This is a genomic window from Polaromonas sp. P4_F6 (genome assembly GCF_056401275.1).
The window spans coordinates 49,606-64,725 of the sequence record NZ_JBFUJQ010000003.1 but is presented as its reverse complement, the minus strand read 5'-3'; the positions used below and the strand labels follow the sequence as shown (position 1 = coordinate 64,725).

The 15,120-nt window shown below is 64.0% G+C and carries 13 protein-coding genes; 6 read left to right on the top strand and 7 right to left on the bottom strand.

Features of this window, described 5'->3' with window-relative positions:
* Nucleotides 1-22 precede the first annotated feature (22 nt).
* Nucleotides 23-439, top strand: a complete 417-nt coding sequence (locus AC1DUN_RS09660; RefSeq protein WP_477714087.1) for a YraN family protein — start codon at nucleotides 23-25, stop codon at nucleotides 437-439.
* Nucleotides 440-474: 35 nt separating this feature from the next.
* Here the strand turns inward: AC1DUN_RS09660 and AC1DUN_RS09655 are convergent, their stop codons facing one another.
* Nucleotides 475-783 carry a hypothetical protein gene (locus AC1DUN_RS09655; protein WP_477713776.1) on the bottom strand — a complete coding sequence of 103 codons (309 nt, stop codon included), beginning with the start codon at nucleotides 781-783 and terminating at the stop codon, nucleotides 475-477.
* Nucleotides 784-1,209: 426 nt separating this feature from the next.
* On the opposite strand from AC1DUN_RS09655, the gene AC1DUN_RS09650 reads away from it, so the two are divergent.
* The 3 genes from AC1DUN_RS09650 to AC1DUN_RS09640 all read left to right on the top strand — a co-directional run bounded on the left by AC1DUN_RS09650 (nucleotide 1,210) and on the right by AC1DUN_RS09640 (nucleotide 5,327).
* Entirely contained in the window at nucleotides 1,210-3,990 is a 2,781-nt protein-coding gene (locus tag AC1DUN_RS09650) for a S8 family serine peptidase (protein WP_477713775.1), read from the top strand.
* 78 nt (nucleotides 3,991-4,068) lie between these two features.
* Nucleotides 4,069-4,668 (top strand): phosphoheptose isomerase, encoded by a 600-nt coding sequence (locus AC1DUN_RS09645; protein ID WP_074578790.1) that lies wholly within the window; start codon nucleotides 4,069-4,071, stop codon nucleotides 4,666-4,668.
* Nucleotides 4,665-5,327: a BON domain-containing protein gene (locus tag AC1DUN_RS09640; RefSeq protein ID WP_477713774.1), complete on the top strand. Its 663-nt coding sequence runs from the start codon at nucleotides 4,665-4,667 to the stop codon at nucleotides 5,325-5,327. The genes AC1DUN_RS09645 and AC1DUN_RS09640 overlap by 4 nt, the downstream gene beginning before the upstream one ends.
* 68 nt (nucleotides 5,328-5,395) lie before the next feature.
* Here the strand turns inward: AC1DUN_RS09640 and AC1DUN_RS09635 are convergent, their stop codons facing one another.
* The 3 genes from AC1DUN_RS09635 to AC1DUN_RS09625 all read right to left on the bottom strand — a co-directional run bounded on the left by AC1DUN_RS09635 (nucleotide 5,396) and on the right by AC1DUN_RS09625 (nucleotide 8,632).
* Nucleotides 5,396-6,310 (bottom strand): NAD(P)-dependent oxidoreductase, encoded by a 915-nt coding sequence (locus AC1DUN_RS09635; protein WP_477713773.1) that lies wholly within the window; start codon nucleotides 6,308-6,310, stop codon nucleotides 5,396-5,398.
* Between the two features lie 89 nt (nucleotides 6,311-6,399).
* Nucleotides 6,400-7,536 carry a PilT/PilU family type 4a pilus ATPase gene (locus AC1DUN_RS09630; protein ID WP_477713772.1) on the bottom strand — a complete coding sequence of 379 codons (1,137 nt, stop codon included), beginning with the start codon at nucleotides 7,534-7,536 and terminating at the stop codon, nucleotides 6,400-6,402.
* Nucleotides 7,537-7,588: 52 nt separating this feature from the next.
* Nucleotides 7,589-8,632, bottom strand: a complete 1,044-nt coding sequence (locus tag AC1DUN_RS09625) for a type IV pilus twitching motility protein PilT (RefSeq protein WP_477713771.1) — start codon at nucleotides 8,630-8,632, stop codon at nucleotides 7,589-7,591.
* 47 nt (nucleotides 8,633-8,679) lie between these two features.
* Here AC1DUN_RS09625 and AC1DUN_RS09620 point away from each other — a divergent pair, with 47 nt between their 5' ends.
* Nucleotides 8,680-9,381 carry a YggS family pyridoxal phosphate-dependent enzyme gene (locus AC1DUN_RS09620; protein WP_477713770.1) on the top strand — a complete coding sequence of 234 codons (702 nt, stop codon included), beginning with the start codon at nucleotides 8,680-8,682 and terminating at the stop codon, nucleotides 9,379-9,381.
* A 134-nt stretch (nucleotides 9,382-9,515) separates the two neighbouring features.
* On the opposite strand, the gene AC1DUN_RS09615 is transcribed toward AC1DUN_RS09620, so the two are convergent.
* The 3 genes from AC1DUN_RS09615 to AC1DUN_RS09605 form a co-directional block, all read right to left on the bottom strand.
* The gene (locus AC1DUN_RS09615; protein WP_477713769.1) at nucleotides 9,516-10,073 is read right to left on the bottom strand and encodes a DUF3617 domain-containing protein; all 558 of its coding nucleotides are present in this window, start codon (nucleotides 10,071-10,073) and stop codon (nucleotides 9,516-9,518) included.
* Between the two features lie 111 nt (nucleotides 10,074-10,184).
* Entirely contained in the window at nucleotides 10,185-11,324 is a 1,140-nt protein-coding gene (locus AC1DUN_RS09610) for an ABC transporter substrate-binding protein (protein WP_477713768.1), read from the bottom strand.
* 206 nt (nucleotides 11,325-11,530) lie between these two features.
* Entirely contained in the window at nucleotides 11,531-12,010 is a 480-nt protein-coding gene (locus AC1DUN_RS09605) for an Lrp/AsnC ligand binding domain-containing protein (protein WP_007872894.1), read from the bottom strand.
* 121 nt (nucleotides 12,011-12,131) lie between these two features.
* On the opposite strand from AC1DUN_RS09605, the gene AC1DUN_RS09600 reads away from it, so the two are divergent.
* On the top strand, nucleotides 12,132-15,104 hold the full coding sequence (locus tag AC1DUN_RS09600) for an L-glutamate gamma-semialdehyde dehydrogenase (RefSeq protein WP_477713767.1): 2,973 nt from the start codon (nucleotides 12,132-12,134) through the stop codon (nucleotides 15,102-15,104).
* Nucleotides 15,105-15,120 lie beyond the last annotated feature (16 nt).

Genomic DNA, 15,120 nt, shown 5'->3' with positions numbered 1-15,120 from the left:
AAAGGTTTCCAAGGTCCCGCCGGTGGGCGCGGCCGCCGAGGTGCGGCCCGAGCCCGGTCAGGTTACCACCAAGTCGCGCGGCGATGCCGCGGAATCCGCCGCGCGCGCCTATCTGGTGCGGGCGGGGCTGCGCTTCGTGGAGGCCAATTATCGAACGCCGGGCCGCGGCGGCGGTGAGATCGACCTGGTGATGCGCGCGCCAGACGGCACGCTGGTGTTCGTGGAGGTGCGGCAGCGGGCGGGCGATTCGCACGGCGGCGCGGCGGCCAGCATCAGCAGCGCCAAGCAGCAGCGCATCGTGCTGGCGGCGCGCCACTACCTGATGCGTTTCGCGAGCCCGCCGCCCTGCCGTTTTGACGTGGTGCTGGTCAAGGGCGCGCTGGGCGACACAACAGGCGCCGCCATCGAATGGCTGCCCGCCGCGTTCGACGCTTCGTGAGCCGCGCCTGCCGGTATTGCGGGGTGCCCGCTTCGTCAGGTCTGGAATTCGCTCGGGTGCACGGTCTCGACCATCTTGTTGTCACGCAGGAAGGTGACGATCCAGTGGCCGAACTTCTGCGTGAAATGCACGGGGACGGCCTGGTTGAGCGCGAGCGCGATGGATTGCCGCACGGGCAGGTCGATGTCGCGCTGGTCCGAGGGCGGAACGTCCACGCGTATCAGCATGAAGGTGTCACGGTCCTGGAGCTCCACGCTCGGGAACGACCATCTCGCGGCCGTTGCCTGCATGAAGGCGGCGGTCACCTTGCTGACGACCTCGGGATCAAAGACGGGACTGCTCATGTGCGTGGGGACTGGCTTGTTAAGTAACCGTATGTATTAATGATGGCCGAAATTTTCCGCAAGCGGCAGTAGCGCGCCGTGTTTTCGGAATGAACCGGGACATAGTTCCGGGAACTAGTTCCGGTTTTGGGTCATGTCTCTTCGGATGAATGAGCTGGCGGCCGGATGTGTTTATTTTCGCTGATTTATATGCGCGCCGGCGCATACCCGCCGGGCCTGCGTCGGTTATCGCGCGGGTCCCGGCATCCCATTGCATGTGCCCGGTTGCGGCGTGCTTGTCCGCATGCTTCAGCCGGCTCTGCGTGACCGAGGCTTGATCTCAGGGCGCGTGTCCGAAATGCATTTATTCACGTTGACCCATCTGCCTGCAGCTTACAGAATGAGTTTGGTCTGATTTTTTAATAAGTTGAGAGGGCGGGGTTAACGATGGGTCTTTTTTCTTCAAGCGTGCAACGGGCGGTGCAGGTTTGTTTATTCAGCCTGTCTGCGTGGGGTGTGATCCCCTCGTTTGCCCAAACTGCCGCCATCCCCGCGCCGCTCGCAGCCATACCCGCCCCCGCCGAACCGGATTCTTCGGCAAGACAGGCCCGCATTCTGGAGATGGAGGCGAAGTTTCCGAAAAAAGCCATCTCCCTGGCCCAGGCGGGGAACCAGAAAAACCTGGCCGGGAGCATTTACAAAATCAGTGTGAGCCGGTCAAAAATCATCATGGCGAAGGTACCGGAGAGCGCCGACCTGCCAATGGCCTATGCCGTGAAAGACGAACTCATCGTCACCCTTAAAGAGCGACGTAAATTCGCGCAAGCAAAGGAATGGTTGAGGACGCGAGGTCCGGGTTACATCGTTGTGAGGGAAATCGGCGACCATGGTGTTTACCTGGTGAGAAACAGGATGGGTACTGGGACCGATCCGTGGCAAGCTGCGGCGGAACTCAGGAACGAGGAATTGTTTTCCTCCGTCGAAGTCAACCAGGTCGGTTTCCTTTCGGGTAATCAGCACGGCATCACGGTACACCCGCAGCAGTGGTCCATCGATGCTCCTCGAATAGACGGCAACACGGGCAGGGACGCCGATGTCGACGGTGTCGAAGCTTTGTCACGGCTCAAATATGGATCGCTCGTTGTGGTGCCGGTCACCGTTGCCGTCATCGACTCGGGTATCTCGAAGGAGCATCCCGCGCTACAAAACCGCCTATGGAAGAACCCGCGTGAAACGCCGAACAACAAGGACGATGACGGCAATGGCAAGGTCGATGACATTCACGGCTGGAACTTCGTGCACGACAACAATGTTCTCACCGATAACAATTCACACGGAACGCACGTCGCCGGCATCATAGCTGCCGAGCAGCAGGCACGGGGTGCACCTATGGGGCTTGCGCCCAATGCCAGACTCATGATCCTGAAGGTTGCCGACCTGGCGACATTCGAGATTTTTCCGCTTGCCGATGCCATCTACTACGCGGTTGACAACGGTGCAAAGGTCATCAACATGTCCGTCACCGTCGGGCCCAGCCCCGCGTTGGGCGATGCCATTCTCTATGCGCGCGGAAAAGACGTGACAACAGTTGCGTCCGCCGGCAACAGTGCACCGGGAGAAAAGCCCCGCGATGTATCCATCCCAGGGCAGGAAACCTACCCATGCCGCTATCCGGTCTCCTTCTGCGTAACGGCGACCGACAGATCCGGAAATCTCGCACCCTATTCCTACTATTCGGGAAATCAGGCCGTCGCGCCGGTGTTTGCCGCGCCGGGCTCCGATATCCTGTCGACCTTGCCCAAGGCCGCGTACGGGCTGAAATCGGGAACCTCCATGGCGGCTCCCCATGTGGTTGCCGCAGTGGCGCTGATACGAGGCGCGCATCCGGATTTCGACATGATTCAGGTGAGCCGCCAGATACACGCGTGGGCCGAGGCTGCGCCCAGCGAGGCCGCCGGGCCGCGCCTGAACATCTACAGGGCTTTGATCGCGCCCAAAGCAAGAGAAGAATCCGATCCCGAAAACTATTGCAACCAACGTATCGAGAACACACCGCGAAGCTGGATAGTCCCCTTTGCCAATTCCTATGAGCCTTTTTATAACGGCACATCGCCCGAACGCGCTCATACCATTTGTTCCGTCATACAGCTGCAGGCGTTGAACACCCAATTGGGACAGAAGAAGTTCTACGCGCTGATGCAGGACATCGACTGGAATGAGATCGCCCCGGAGCAGCGGTTCAGGATAGGCAAGACAGACGCCCCCTTTCAAGGAACGTTCATGGGACTGGGCAACACACTGAAGAACTATGACTATTCGGTGGGATTGCGGGATATGGGGCTTTTTGTCCGCATCGGCCCCAATGGGACGGTTCAAAACTTCCGGATGATCAATGCCAGGCTTGACGCGGGGGACAATATCGGCTTGCTAGCGGGTATCTCGGAAGGCATCATTCACGACGTACAGGTTGAGGGTGTGGTGCGTGGCGCAAGCAATGTTGGAGGCCTCGTCGGCATTCTTCGGCGCACCGTGGGCGGCCCGACGTCGTCAGGCCGGATGACGGACGTGTTTTTTGAGGGGCAGGTCAGCGGAACGGCAACAGTAGGCGGCATCGCCGGCCTCGTTGTGAACGACGCACACCTTGAAAAGGCGTTCTCGAAGGGCGCTGTCAGCGCAACGCGGAGTTCCAGTGCACCGGCCGGCGGTGTCGCAGGGGAGCTGAGTGTTCGCTCAACGATGGCAAGCAGTCTTGCGATCGCCGAAGTCACATCGGGCGATGTGGCCGGCGGCCTGGTCGGAGCGTTGAGGTGCCAGTCGTCGGTTCGGGATAGCTATAGCGAGTTTGCGGCGGAGACCGTCGCGGTCACGGCGCCCACTGCCGGCGGCCTGATCGGCGTGATCGAAAATGCCGCGGTGGAAAATTCCTACTCACTGGAGGTGGTCCAGGGAACCCATGCCGGGGGCCTGGTCGGCGCCAACATCGACAACTCGAAGGGACCATTGCCTGGAACATTTGCTTGCAGTGAGACCCCGCAAAAATTCCCTCCCTCGGAAATTCTCCGGTCGTTTTATACCGCGGGAGGCAACGGGCCGGGAGGCGGGGGGCTGGCTAAAACGCCGGACGAATTGCTGAAAAAAACCACTTTTGAGGGCTGGTCATTCACTGAAAACTGGGATATTCAGTCCAACGAATCGCCCTCGTTACGCCAGATGGCCAGAACCCGATAAGCCGATTGATGGCAATCAAGCGGAGAATGCGCCCCGTCTTGTCGATGAGAGGCAACCATGACCCGCTATCATTGGCGCATGCTTGAACAACGCATTGAACAGCAGTTTATCGACAGCGCCGACCTCAAGTACCAGGCCGCCCAGGTTCTTTCCAAGCCGGTCGCGGCGGCGGTGCAGGCCATACTGGCCAGCGTCACCAGCGGGGGCAAGGTGCTGGCCTGCGGCAACGGCGGATCGGCCGCCGACGCCCAGCATTTCGCCGCCGAGTTCGTCGGCCGCTATGAACGCGAGAGGCCCGAGCTGGGCGCGATCGCCTTGACGACGGACAGTTCCATCCTCACTGCGATCGCCAACGACTACGATTTTTCGGTGATCTTTTCCAAGCAGGTCCGCGCGCTGGGCGTCGCCGGCGATGTGCTGCTGGCCATGAGCACCAGCGGCAATTCGGCCAATGTGCTGGCCGCCATCGAGGCCGCCCACGAGCGCGAGATGACCGTGGTGGCCCTGACGGGCCGCGGCGGCGGCAAGATCACCCATGCCCTGCGTGAAACCGACGTGCATATCTGCGTGCCGCATGAGCGGACCGCGCGTATCCAGGAAGTGCACCTTCTTGTCCTGCATTGCATCTGCGATGGCGTGGACACCCAGTTACTTGGCGATCAGGAGACCTCTGTATGAAATGTGTTTCGTTTAAACGGCTGACTTTGACCGTGGTCACGGCCACCCTGTTGGGCGGCAGCCTGACGGCCTGCTTCCCGCTGGTGGTGGGCGGCGTCGCGGGCGGCGCCCTGGTGGCGACCGACCGCCGCACCTCCGGCGCGCAACTGGAGGACGAGGGCATTGAGCTGCGCGCCACCAGCCGCATCCGCAGCAATGTCGGCGAGCGCGTGCACGTCAACCTGACCAGCTACAACCGGCAGGTGCTGCTCACCGGCGAAGTGCCGAATGCCCAGGACAAGCAGCTGGTCGAGCAGATCGTCGCGCGCGTGGAAAACGTCAGCTCGGTGGTCAACGAACTGTCCGTCATGGGCGCCTCGACCCTGACGCAGCGCTCTTCCGATGCCCTGGTCACCGGCCGCGTCAAGGCCATGCTGCTCGATGCGCGCGACCTATCCTCCAACGCCTTCAAGGTGATCACGGAGCGCGGCACGACCTACCTGATGGGCCGTGTCACGCAGCGCGAGGCCGACCGCGCCACCGAGGTGGTGCGCTCCACGCCCGGCGTGCAGAAGGTCATCCGCATTTTCGAGATCATCAGCGAGGAAGAGCTGGCGCGCATGCTGCCGTCCAAGCCCGCCACGCCGCCGGCCCAAAGCACCAAGCCCGCGGGCGGCTGAAGAAGCCCAAAAACAAAGCGGCCGCACCGGTTTGCCCGGTGCGGCCGCTTTTTTTGCGCGGCGCGCGCTTAACGCAGGCGCTTGACCAGGCTCGAAGTATCCCAGCGCTGGCCGCCCATGGCCTGCACGTCCGCGTAGAACTGGTCCACCAGGGCGGTGACCGGCAGCCGGGCGCCGTTGCGCTTGGCCTCGTCCAGGACCAGGCCCAGGTCCTTGCGCATCCAGTCGACGGCGAAGCCGAAATCGAATTTATCGGCCACCATGGTCTTGCCGCGGTTGTCGAGCTGCCAGCTTTGCGCCGCGCCCTTGCCGATCACCTCCAGCACCTGGTTCACGTCCAGCCCGGCTTTCTGGCCGAAGGCGACCGCTTCGCTCAGGCCCTGCACCAGGCCGGCGATGCAGATCTGGTTGACCATCTTGGTCAGCTGGCCGGCGCCGCTGGCGCCCATCAGCGTGAAGGCCTTGGAAAACGCCATGCCGGCGGGTTTGACGGCGTCGAATGCCGCCTTGTCGCCGCCGCACATCACGGTGAGCGCACCGTTCTGCGCGCCGGCCTGGCCGCCCGAGACCGGGGCGTCGATAAACTGCAGGCCCAGCTTGGCCGCCGCCGCGTAGAGTTCGCGCGCGACGTCGGCCGATGCCGTGGTGTGGTCGACAAAAATAGCGCCCGGCTTCATGCCGGCGAAGGCGCCGTCCGCGCCTAGCGTGACGGCGCGCAGGTCGTCGTCATTGCCGACGCAGCAAAACACGATGTCGGCGCCGGCGACGGCCAGGCGCGGCAGGGCGGCCTGCGCCGGCTTGCTCGTAGCCGCGAATTCGGCGACCCAGGCAGCGGCCTTTGCGGCGCTGCGGTTGTAAACCGTGACACTGTGGCCGGCCAACGCCAGATGACCGGCCATGGGATAACCCATGACGCCCAGGCCCAGGAAGGCGACCTGGCGGGGGGACGAGGATTCGTAGGTTTTGGGGGTGGTGCTGGACATGGGAATGGGTTCAGGGAACGCGATGCGTGGGAAGGAAGAAGAAAGAAAAAGAAGAGGGCCGCGCCGGCGCGAGGCCGGCGCCTCGCACCTTAAACGATGGCGAAGTTTTCGGTGCCGGCCGACAGGTCGATCGATTTGGCGCGCTGCGAGTTGAGCTTGATCTGCAGGCGCAGGTCGTTCACCGAGTCGGCATTGCGCAGCGCATCTTCGTAGGTGATGAAGTGGCTTTCAAAGGCGTCGTACAGGGCCTGGTCGAAGGTCTGCATGCCCAGGTTGCGGCTTTTCTTCATGATCTCCTTGATCTCGGAGACTTCGCCCTTGAAGATCAGGTCGGAGATCAGCGGCGAGTTGAGCATGACTTCCACCGCGGCAAAACGGCCCTTGCCGTCCTGCTTGGGCACCAGGCGCTGCGAGATCATGGCCTTGAGGTTAAGCGACAGGTCCATCAGCAACTGGGTGCGGCGCTCTTCGGGGAAGAAGTTGATCACGCGGTCCAGTGCCTGGTTGGCGCTGTTGGCGTGCAGCGTGGCCAGGCACAGGTGGCCGGTTTCGGCGAAGGCGATGGCGTGCTCCATGGTTTCGCGGTCGCGGATCTCGCCCATCAGGATCACGTCGGGTGCCTGGCGCAGGGTGTTTTTCAGGGCTGCTTCCCAGCTGTCGGTGTCCAGGCCCACTTCGCGCTGCGTGATCACGCAGTTCTTGTGCGCGTGGACGAACTCCACGGGGTCTTCAATCGTGATGATGTGGCCGTAGGACTGCTCGTTGCGCCAGTCGACCATGGCGGCCAGCGTGGTGGACTTGCCCGAGCCGGTGGCGCCGACCAGGATGGTCAGGCCGCGCTTGCTCATCACCACTTCCTTGAGCACCTGGGGCACGCCCAGCCCGTCGATGGTGGGCAGCGTGGCTGGAATCGTCCGCATGACCATGCCAACCTTGCCCTGCTGGATGAAGGCGTTCACGCGAAAGCGACCCACGCCGGGCGGCGAGATCGCGAAGTTGCACTCCTTGGTGCGCTCAAACTCCGCCGCCTGCTTGTCGTTCATGATGGAACGCGCCAGCGCCAGCGTGTGGTTGGCGTTCAGCGGCTGGGGCGACACCTTGGTTACCTTGCCGTCCACCTTCATGGCAGGCGGAAAGTCGCCCGTGATGAACAGGTCGCTGCCGTTGCGGCTGACCATGAGTTTGAGCAAGTCGTTGATGAATTTACTGGCCTGGTCGCGTTCCATTTGCGACTCCTTTCAAACAGATTCTGTTGTCAACGCAAGACGGCGGGATGGCTTAGCCTGGGAAGTTTTCCGGTATCTTGGCCTTGCCGCGCGCTTCCGCGGGGGAAATCACATTGCGCTTGACCAGCTCCGTCAGGTTCTGGTCCAGGGTCTGCATGCCCACGCTGTTGCCGGTCTGGATGGACGAATACATCTGCGCGACCTTGGCTTCGCGGATCAGGTTGCGGATGGCGGAGGTGCCCAGCATGATCTCGTGCGCCGCGACCCGGCCCGCGCCGTCCTTGGTCTTGCACAGCGTTTGCGAGATCACCGCCTGCAGCGACTCCGACAGCATGGAACGGATCATTTCCTTTTCCTCGGCCGGGAACACGTCGATGATCCGGTCAATCGTCTTGGCGGCGCTGGAGGTGTGCAGCGTGCCGAAGACCAGGTGGCCGGTTTCAGCGGCCGACATGGCCAGGCGTATGGTTTCCAGGTCGCGCATTTCGCCCACGAGGATGGCGTCCGGGTCTTCGCGCAGCGCGGATTTCAGCGCGGCGTTGAAGCTCAGCGTGTGCGGGCCGACCTCGCGCTGGTTGATCAGGCATTTTTTGGACTCGTGCACGAACTCGATGGGGTCTTCCACCGTGAGGATGTGGCCGTACTCGGTTTCGTTCAGGAAGTTGACCATGGCCGCCAGCGTGGTGGACTTGCCCGAGCCCGTGGGGCCCGTCACCAGCACCATGCCGCGCGGCTTGAGCGCCAGGTCGCCGAAGATCTTCGGGGCGTTGAGCTGCTCCAGCGTCAGGATCTTGGACGGAATGGTCCGCAGTACGGCGCCGGCGCCGCGATTCTGGTTGAAGGCATTGACGCGAAAGCGGGCCAGCCCGTCGATCTCGAACGAGAAGTCGACTTCCAGGAATTCTTCGTAGGTTTTGCGCTGGGTGTCGTTCATGATGTCGTACACCATGGAATGCACCTGCTTGTGGTCCAGCGGGTCGATATTGATACGCCGCACGTCGCCGTGAACCCGGATCATGGGCGGCAAGCCAGCCGATAAATGCAAGTCAGACGCCTTGTTCTTGACGCTAAAGGCCAGCAACTGCGTGATATCCATCCCGGGACCCTTTTAAAAATGACTCAACTAAAGTTTACAGTTCGATTATGACCACGATTGTGCGCAATCTCCAGCTTGTCCGTGACCGTATCACCACGGCCTGCTTCGCCGCCGGGCGCAACCCGGCCACCGTGCGGCTGCTGGCCGTGTCCAAGACTTTCGGCGCCGAAGCCGTCGCCGAAGCCGCCTCGGACGGCCAGCGCGCCTTCGGCGAAAACTATATCGCTGAGGGCGTGGAGAAAATCCTCGCGCTGCGGGGCCGGCCGGGCTGCCAGGCCCTGGAGTGGCACTGCATAGGCCCGGTGCAAAGCAACAAGACCCGCCTGGTCGCCGAGCATTTTGACTGGGTGCAGTCGGTCGACCGGCTCAAGATCGCCCAGCGCCTGAGCGAGCAGCGGCCCGACAGCCTGCCGCCGCTGCAGATCTGCCTGCAGGTCAACATCGACGGCGGCGCCAACAAGTCGGGCCTGGCGCCGGCCGAGGTCCAGGCCCTGGCGCAGGAGGTCGCCCAACTGCCGCGCCTGTTGCTGCGCGGCCTGATGGCCATTCCCGAGCCCGCCGCCGACTTTGATGCGGCCTGCGCAGTGCATGCCAGGACCAAGGCCGTTTTTGATGCGGTCAACGCCTCCGGTGTCCTGCCGACACCTATGGATACCTTGTCGCTGGGCATGACCGCCGACCTCGAAGCCGCCATCCATGCGGGCAGCACCATGGTCCGCGTAGGCGCCGCCATATTTGGCAAGAGGTAGGCCCCCCCACGCTTTTCACTTCGCCTTCGGCTCCGTGTAATGCGCTGCCCCCCAAGGGGGCGCTGCGCCTGCGGCCCGGCAAAGCCGGTTCCGCGGCCCCTGCTGGTGAAGATATGCCCGCCTCGGGGCTTCTTTTATTTCTTGGGGACAGCGATGGGCTTGATGGTGCCGCAGTCGGCTGACAGCCATTTGCCCGTGGCATCCATGGTCATTTTCTCGGGCTTGCCCTTGACGGTGGTCGTGGTGTTCATCTTCATGGTGTAGCCGGTGTCGCCGTTGAAGGTCATCACGCCTTCGCCGCTGGACGGCGGCTGGGTGCAGGCGTAAGAGAACTTCACGGTGCCGCCGCTGGCCGGCGACCGGGTGGTCTTGCAGTCGCCTTGCTGCTGCTGGGGCAGCTCATTGCGCTCGGCCATTTCCTTGGTGATGCACACCTTCATGCTCATGCCGCCGCCGCTGCCGGGCGCCATGGACATGCCCTGCTTGGCCATCATGTCCTGCATCTGCTTGCGCTGCTCGGGCGGCATGCTGGCCATCTGCTTTTCCATATTGGCCATGGCTTTTTCCATTTCGCCGGAACTCGACTGCATTTTGTTGGTGATTTCCCACAAGCCGGGCTTGGTGGTTTGCGCGTAAGCGCCGGCGGTGAAGGCCAGTGTGGCGCTTGCCAGCAGAAGAGATATGGGTTTCATGGGCACTCCTGGTGAGGTCTGACAGGGAGGGTGTGGTTTGTGCTCGCATTATGGCCAGGGAGCGCCGCCTGGCAAGCCCCGGTGCGGCCTTGCCGCAACGGCGGGCCCGGTTCAGCGCATGAATTTCCCGCCGCGCCCGATGATGGTCAGGTCGGTGAAACGCGAGCCCTCGTGGCTTTTGGGCGCGTAGCTGATGGTGAAGCCGCCCATGTTGTGGTCGCGCAGCGATTCCAGCGCCGTGGCCAGGCTTTCGCGGGTCAGGTTCTTGCCGGCGCGGCGCAGGCCTTCGGTGAAGACCTTGGCCGCGAGAAAACCTTCCATGCTCGAGAAATCAAAATCCTTGTTGCCGGCTTCCGTCATGCGCTGCTGGTACTCGCGCACGATGGCCGAGGAGGGCGTGTAGGGAAAGGGCACGACCTGCGAAATCGTCACGCCGGCCCCGGCGTCGCCCAGCTCCTCGGCCAGGGCCTTGGAGCCGACAAAGCTCACGTTGAAAAACTGGCCGCCGTAAGCCTTGGCCCGGGCCTGCTTGATCAGCGCGGCGCAGGATTTGTAGGCGCTGATCTGTATCACCGCTTCCGGCGCGGCCTTGAGGATTTCCGCCAGCGGCGCGGCCACGTCCACGCTGTTGCGCTCGACGGTGACGCTGGCCGCGGCCTTGAGGTTGCGCTTGGCCAGCGCCCGCGTCACGCCTTCCAGCCCGGCCTTGCCGTAGGAGTCGTTCTGGTAGAAGACGGCGATCCTGGTGATGCCGACGGTGTTCAGGTGCTGCACGATGCGCTCGGTCTCGTCGAAGTAGCTGGCGCGCACATGGAAGATGTTGCGGTTGAAGGGCTCGCGCAGGGCCTGCGCGCCGGTGAAGGGGCCTACCAGCGGGATGCCGGCCGCGTTGATGGCCGGCACGGCGGCCAGCGTGGTCGGCGTGCCGACCGAGCCGACCAGCGCGAACACCTTGTCCTCCTCGATCAGGGCCTTGACCGCGGCGGCGGCCTTTTCGGGCTCGTAGCCGTCGTCGCGCGAGACCAGCTTGAGGCTGCGGCCGTTGATGCCGCCCGCCGCATTCACCGCATTGAAGTGGGCCAGTATGCCCAGCTGCATGCGCTTGCCCAGCTCGGCCGCGGGGCCGGTCTGGGCGGCGAACTGCCCGACCAGGATTTCGCTGTCGCTGACACCGGTTTCCGCGCAGTGCGCGCTGCCGGCCGCCAGTGCCAATAGCAGCGCGCCGAGCCGGGACCATGGCTGGATGTTCATCAGGAAGCCCTCCGATATTGTCCGCAGCCGGGGATACGGCTGCGCTACCTATGCAATGCAGCACCTAGGTGTTGTGATGCCAAGGTATCCCAAGCCCGCCGGCTTGGCAACGCGGTTAGCCCCCGTTCTTGCGCTTTCTGCGCTTCAAGAGCGGCAAAAATGCCGCAAAAGTCTCGAATTACGCGATTTGGGCCCAGACAGAGAGCTCATACGCCCAGCGCGAGCCGGGTGGTGCTTTTGACCTCTTCCATCACCGCGTAGGTACGGGTTTCACGCACGCCCGGCAGCTGCCACAGCACGGTGCCGGCGAAAGAGCGGTAGGCCGCCATGTCGGCCATGCGGGTCTTGAGCAGATAGTCAAAGCCGCCGGCCACCATATGGCATTCGGTGATTTCAGGGTGCACCTGCACCGCCGCCTTGAAGGCTTCGAAGACATTGGGCGTGGTGCGGTCCAGCAGCACCTCCACAAACACCATCATGCCGGCGCCCAGCTTGAGCGGGTTCAGCAGGGCCTCATAGCCCAGGATGTAGCCGTCCCGGCTCAGGCGCTGGACCCGGGCCAGCACCGCGGTGGGCGACAGGGCCACGCTTTCGGCCAGCTTGAGGTTGGAAATCCGGCCGTCCTGCTGTAAAACATTCAGGATTTTGAGGTCTATGCGGTCAATTTCTGCGGAGGCTTCAAACATGGGTAGTGAATTATTCGGTTATTTTCTGAAATTTAGCGGGAAACTCACCATTATTCAACGGAACATCGATGCATCCACTGAATAAGTGCCTCAAACCGTGAAATCCTCCATGGAGCCCCCGATGTTCACCTCCCCGCGCCTGCCTTTTCCCTATCGCCCTGAATCCGAGATCGTGGCCGGCCAGCTGCGAAGCCTGGCCGGCGCGCTGGACTGGGCGGCGGCCGCGCATTCGGCCCAGCCCTGGGTGCAGGCCGTGCGCGACAACCCGCCGCCCTTCTGGGCCATGGAAAGCCTGCTCAAGGAATACCCGATTTCCAGCGCCGAGGGCCTGGCCCTGATGCGCCTGGCCGAAGCCCTGCTGCGCGTGCCGGACGCCGAAACCGCGATTGCGCTGACGGCCGACCAATTGGGGCGCGCGGATTTCGACGGCGCCGGCGACGGCGTGATGGCGCGCCTGTCGGCCTCCGCGATCGCGATGTCCAAGCTGTTTTTGCCCGAAGGCGGCCATCCCAATTTGATGAGCAAGCTGGGTGCGCGCACCGTGGTGGCCGCCACCCTGCGCGCCGTGCAGTTGCTGGGCCGGCAATTTGTGCTGGGCCAGACCATTGGCGACGCCATGGGCGAGGCCGGCGACAGCCGAAAAAAAATTCCCAACCTGCGTTTCAGCTACGACATGCTGGGCGAGGGCGCACGCACCGACGCCGACGCGCTGCGCTACCTGGCGAGCTACACCCATGCCATCCAGGCCATCGCGGCCGGCGCGAATGCGACGGGCCCGACCGAAAAAAACGACGGCATTTCGATCAAGCTCAGCGCGCTGCACCCGCGTTATGAAGATGCCCAGCGCGAACGCGTGATGGCCGAACTCGTGCCCCGCGTCTGGGGCCTGTGCGAGCTGTCGGCCAGTGCCAATATCAATCTCACGATAGACGCCGAGGAAGTCGACCGGCTGGAGCTTTCGCTCGATGTCTTTGAGGCGCTGGCCGCGCTGGTGGCCCAGCACCACCCGCAGTGGCAGGGCTTCGGCCTGGCCATGCAGGCCTACCAGACGCGCGCGCTGGACCTGATCCATCACATCGCCGCCATCGCCCGCAAATACAAGCTGCGCCTGATGTGCCGCCTGGTCAAGGGCGCGTACTGGGATTCGGAAATCAAGCGCGCCCAGGAGATGGGCCTGCCGCACTACCCGGTGTTCACGCACAAGCACCACACCGACGTGTCCTACCTGGCCTGCGCGCAGGCCTTGCTCGCCGCGCCCGATGCGATTTACCCGCAGTTCGCCGGCCACAACGCCGCGACCATCGCCGCGATCTTGCAGATGGCTTCGCGCAATGCCGTGCCCTTTGAGCTGCAGCGCCTGCACGGCATGGGCGAGGGCGTGTTCCGTGAGGTGCTCAAGAACCCGCTGATCAGCTGCCGCGTCTACGCCCCCGTGGGCGCGCACCGCGACCTGCTGGCCTACCTGGTGCGCCGCCTGCTCGAGAACGGCGCCAACTCCTCCTTTGTGCACCAGCTTGCCGACGAGTCGGTCGGCATGGGCGAGTTGCTGACCTCGCCGCTGCGGCTGGAGCCCGAGTCCTCGCTGCCGCTGCCGCCCGCGCTCTACGGCCCCGGCCGGCCCAACAGCCTGGGCCTGGACCTCACGGTAGCCGGCATGCGCGCGCCGCTGCTGGCCGCGCTGGCCACCACCCCCGTGCCCGCGGTGCCGGCGTTTGACCCCCGGCAGGCCGCGGCTGCGGTGGAGAAGGGCGTCGGCGCTTACCAGCAATGGCGCAAAGTGGACGTGGCCGGGCGCGCGGCCATCCTGCGCCGCGCCGCCGACACCATGGAGCGGCAAATGCCCAAGCTCTGCGCGCTGCTGGTCCAGGAAGCCTTCAAGACCTGGGGCGACGCCGTCTCGGAAGTGCGCGAGGCGGTGGACTTCCTGCGCTACTACGCCAATGAGGCCGAACGCATCATGCAGCCGGTGGCCCTGCCGGGTCCGACCGGCGAGACCAATGAGCTGCGCCTCTCGGCGCGCGGCGTCTGGGTCTGCATCAGTCCCTGGAATTTCCCGCTGGCCATCTTCACCGGCCAGGTCGCGGCTGCGCTGGCCACCGGCAACGCCGTGCTGGCCAAGCCGGCCGAACAGACGCCCGGCATTGCCTGGGAGGCGGTGAAGCTGCTGCATGAAGCCGGCGTGCCCGAAGGCGCGCTGCAGCTCGCGCACGGCCCCGGCGAGACCGTGGGCGCGGCGCTGGTGGCGGCGCCCCAGGTGGCCGGCGTGGTGTTTACCGGCTCCACCCAGGTTGCCAAAATCATCAACCGCGCGCTGGCCGCCAAGGACGGCCCCATCGTCCCGCTGATCGCTGAAACAGGCGGCATCAACGCCATGCTGGTCGACAGCACGGCCTTGCCCGAGCAGGTGGCCGACGCGGTGGTGCAAAGCGCGTTTCGTTCCGCCGGCCAGCGCTGCTCGGCGCTGCGCCTGCTGTGCGTGCACGAGGGCATAGCCGACCACGTGATCGAAATGATCCAGGGCGCGGCGCAGGAACTGGTGGCCGGCGAAACCGCCGATCTTGCCACCGACGTCGGCCCGGTGATTGACCGCGAAGCCTTTGACAACATCCAGAAGCATTTGCAGCGCTTGGGCGCAAGCGCCAAGGTGCTGGTCGAGCCGGCGGCCCCGGGCTCACCGGCCAACCTCATTCCGCCCGCGGCCTTTGAAGTGCGCAGCCTGGCCGAAGTGAAAGACGAGATCTTCGGCCCCGTGTTGCAGGTGGTGCGCTGGGGCAGCGGCGAGCTCAAGGACCCGCAGGCCGTGATCGCGCAGATCAACGCACTCGGCTACGGCCTGACCCTGGGCATACAGACGCGCATAGACTCCCGCGCCCAGGCCCTGGCCGCGGCGGCCCATGTCGGCAACATTTATGTGAACCGCAACATGATTGGCGCGGTGGTGGGGGTGCAGCCGTTCGGCGGAGAGGGGCTCTCCGGCACCGGCCCCAAGGCCGGCGGGCCGCATTACCTTTACCGTTTCTGCGCTGAGCAGACGGTCACTGTGAATACGACGGCGGCTGGCGGGAATGCCGCGCTGCTGGCGGGCGGCGCTTGAGGGTTTGCTCGCCCTC

Coding starts and splice junctions, on each gene's coding strand:
- AC1DUN_RS09655 (WP_477713776.1), bottom strand. CDS start 783: ATGAGCAGTCCCGTCTTTGATCCCGAGGTCGTCAGCAAGGTGACCGCC.
- AC1DUN_RS09650 (WP_477713775.1), top strand. CDS start 1,210: ATGGGTCTTTTTTCTTCAAGCGTGCAACGGGCGGTGCAGGTTTGTTTA.
- AC1DUN_RS09645 (WP_074578790.1), top strand. CDS start 4,069: ATGCTTGAACAACGCATTGAACAGCAGTTTATCGACAGCGCCGACCTC.
- AC1DUN_RS09640 (WP_477713774.1), top strand. CDS start 4,665: ATGAAATGTGTTTCGTTTAAACGGCTGACTTTGACCGTGGTCACGGCC.
- AC1DUN_RS09635 (WP_477713773.1), bottom strand. CDS start 6,310: ATGTCCAGCACCACCCCCAAAACCTACGAATCCTCGTCCCCCCGCCAG.
- AC1DUN_RS09630 (WP_477713772.1), bottom strand. CDS start 7,536: ATGGAACGCGACCAGGCCAGTAAATTCATCAACGACTTGCTCAAACTC.
- AC1DUN_RS09625 (WP_477713771.1), bottom strand. CDS start 8,632: ATGGATATCACGCAGTTGCTGGCCTTTAGCGTCAAGAACAAGGCGTCT.
- AC1DUN_RS09620 (WP_477713770.1), top strand. CDS start 8,680: ATGACCACGATTGTGCGCAATCTCCAGCTTGTCCGTGACCGTATCACC.
- AC1DUN_RS09615 (WP_477713769.1), bottom strand. CDS start 10,073: ATGAAACCCATATCTCTTCTGCTGGCAAGCGCCACACTGGCCTTCACC.
- AC1DUN_RS09610 (WP_477713768.1), bottom strand. CDS start 11,324: ATGAACATCCAGCCATGGTCCCGGCTCGGCGCGCTGCTATTGGCACTG.
- AC1DUN_RS09605 (WP_007872894.1), bottom strand. CDS start 12,010: ATGTTTGAAGCCTCCGCAGAAATTGACCGCATAGACCTCAAAATCCTG.
- AC1DUN_RS09600 (WP_477713767.1), top strand. CDS start 12,132: ATGTTCACCTCCCCGCGCCTGCCTTTTCCCTATCGCCCTGAATCCGAG.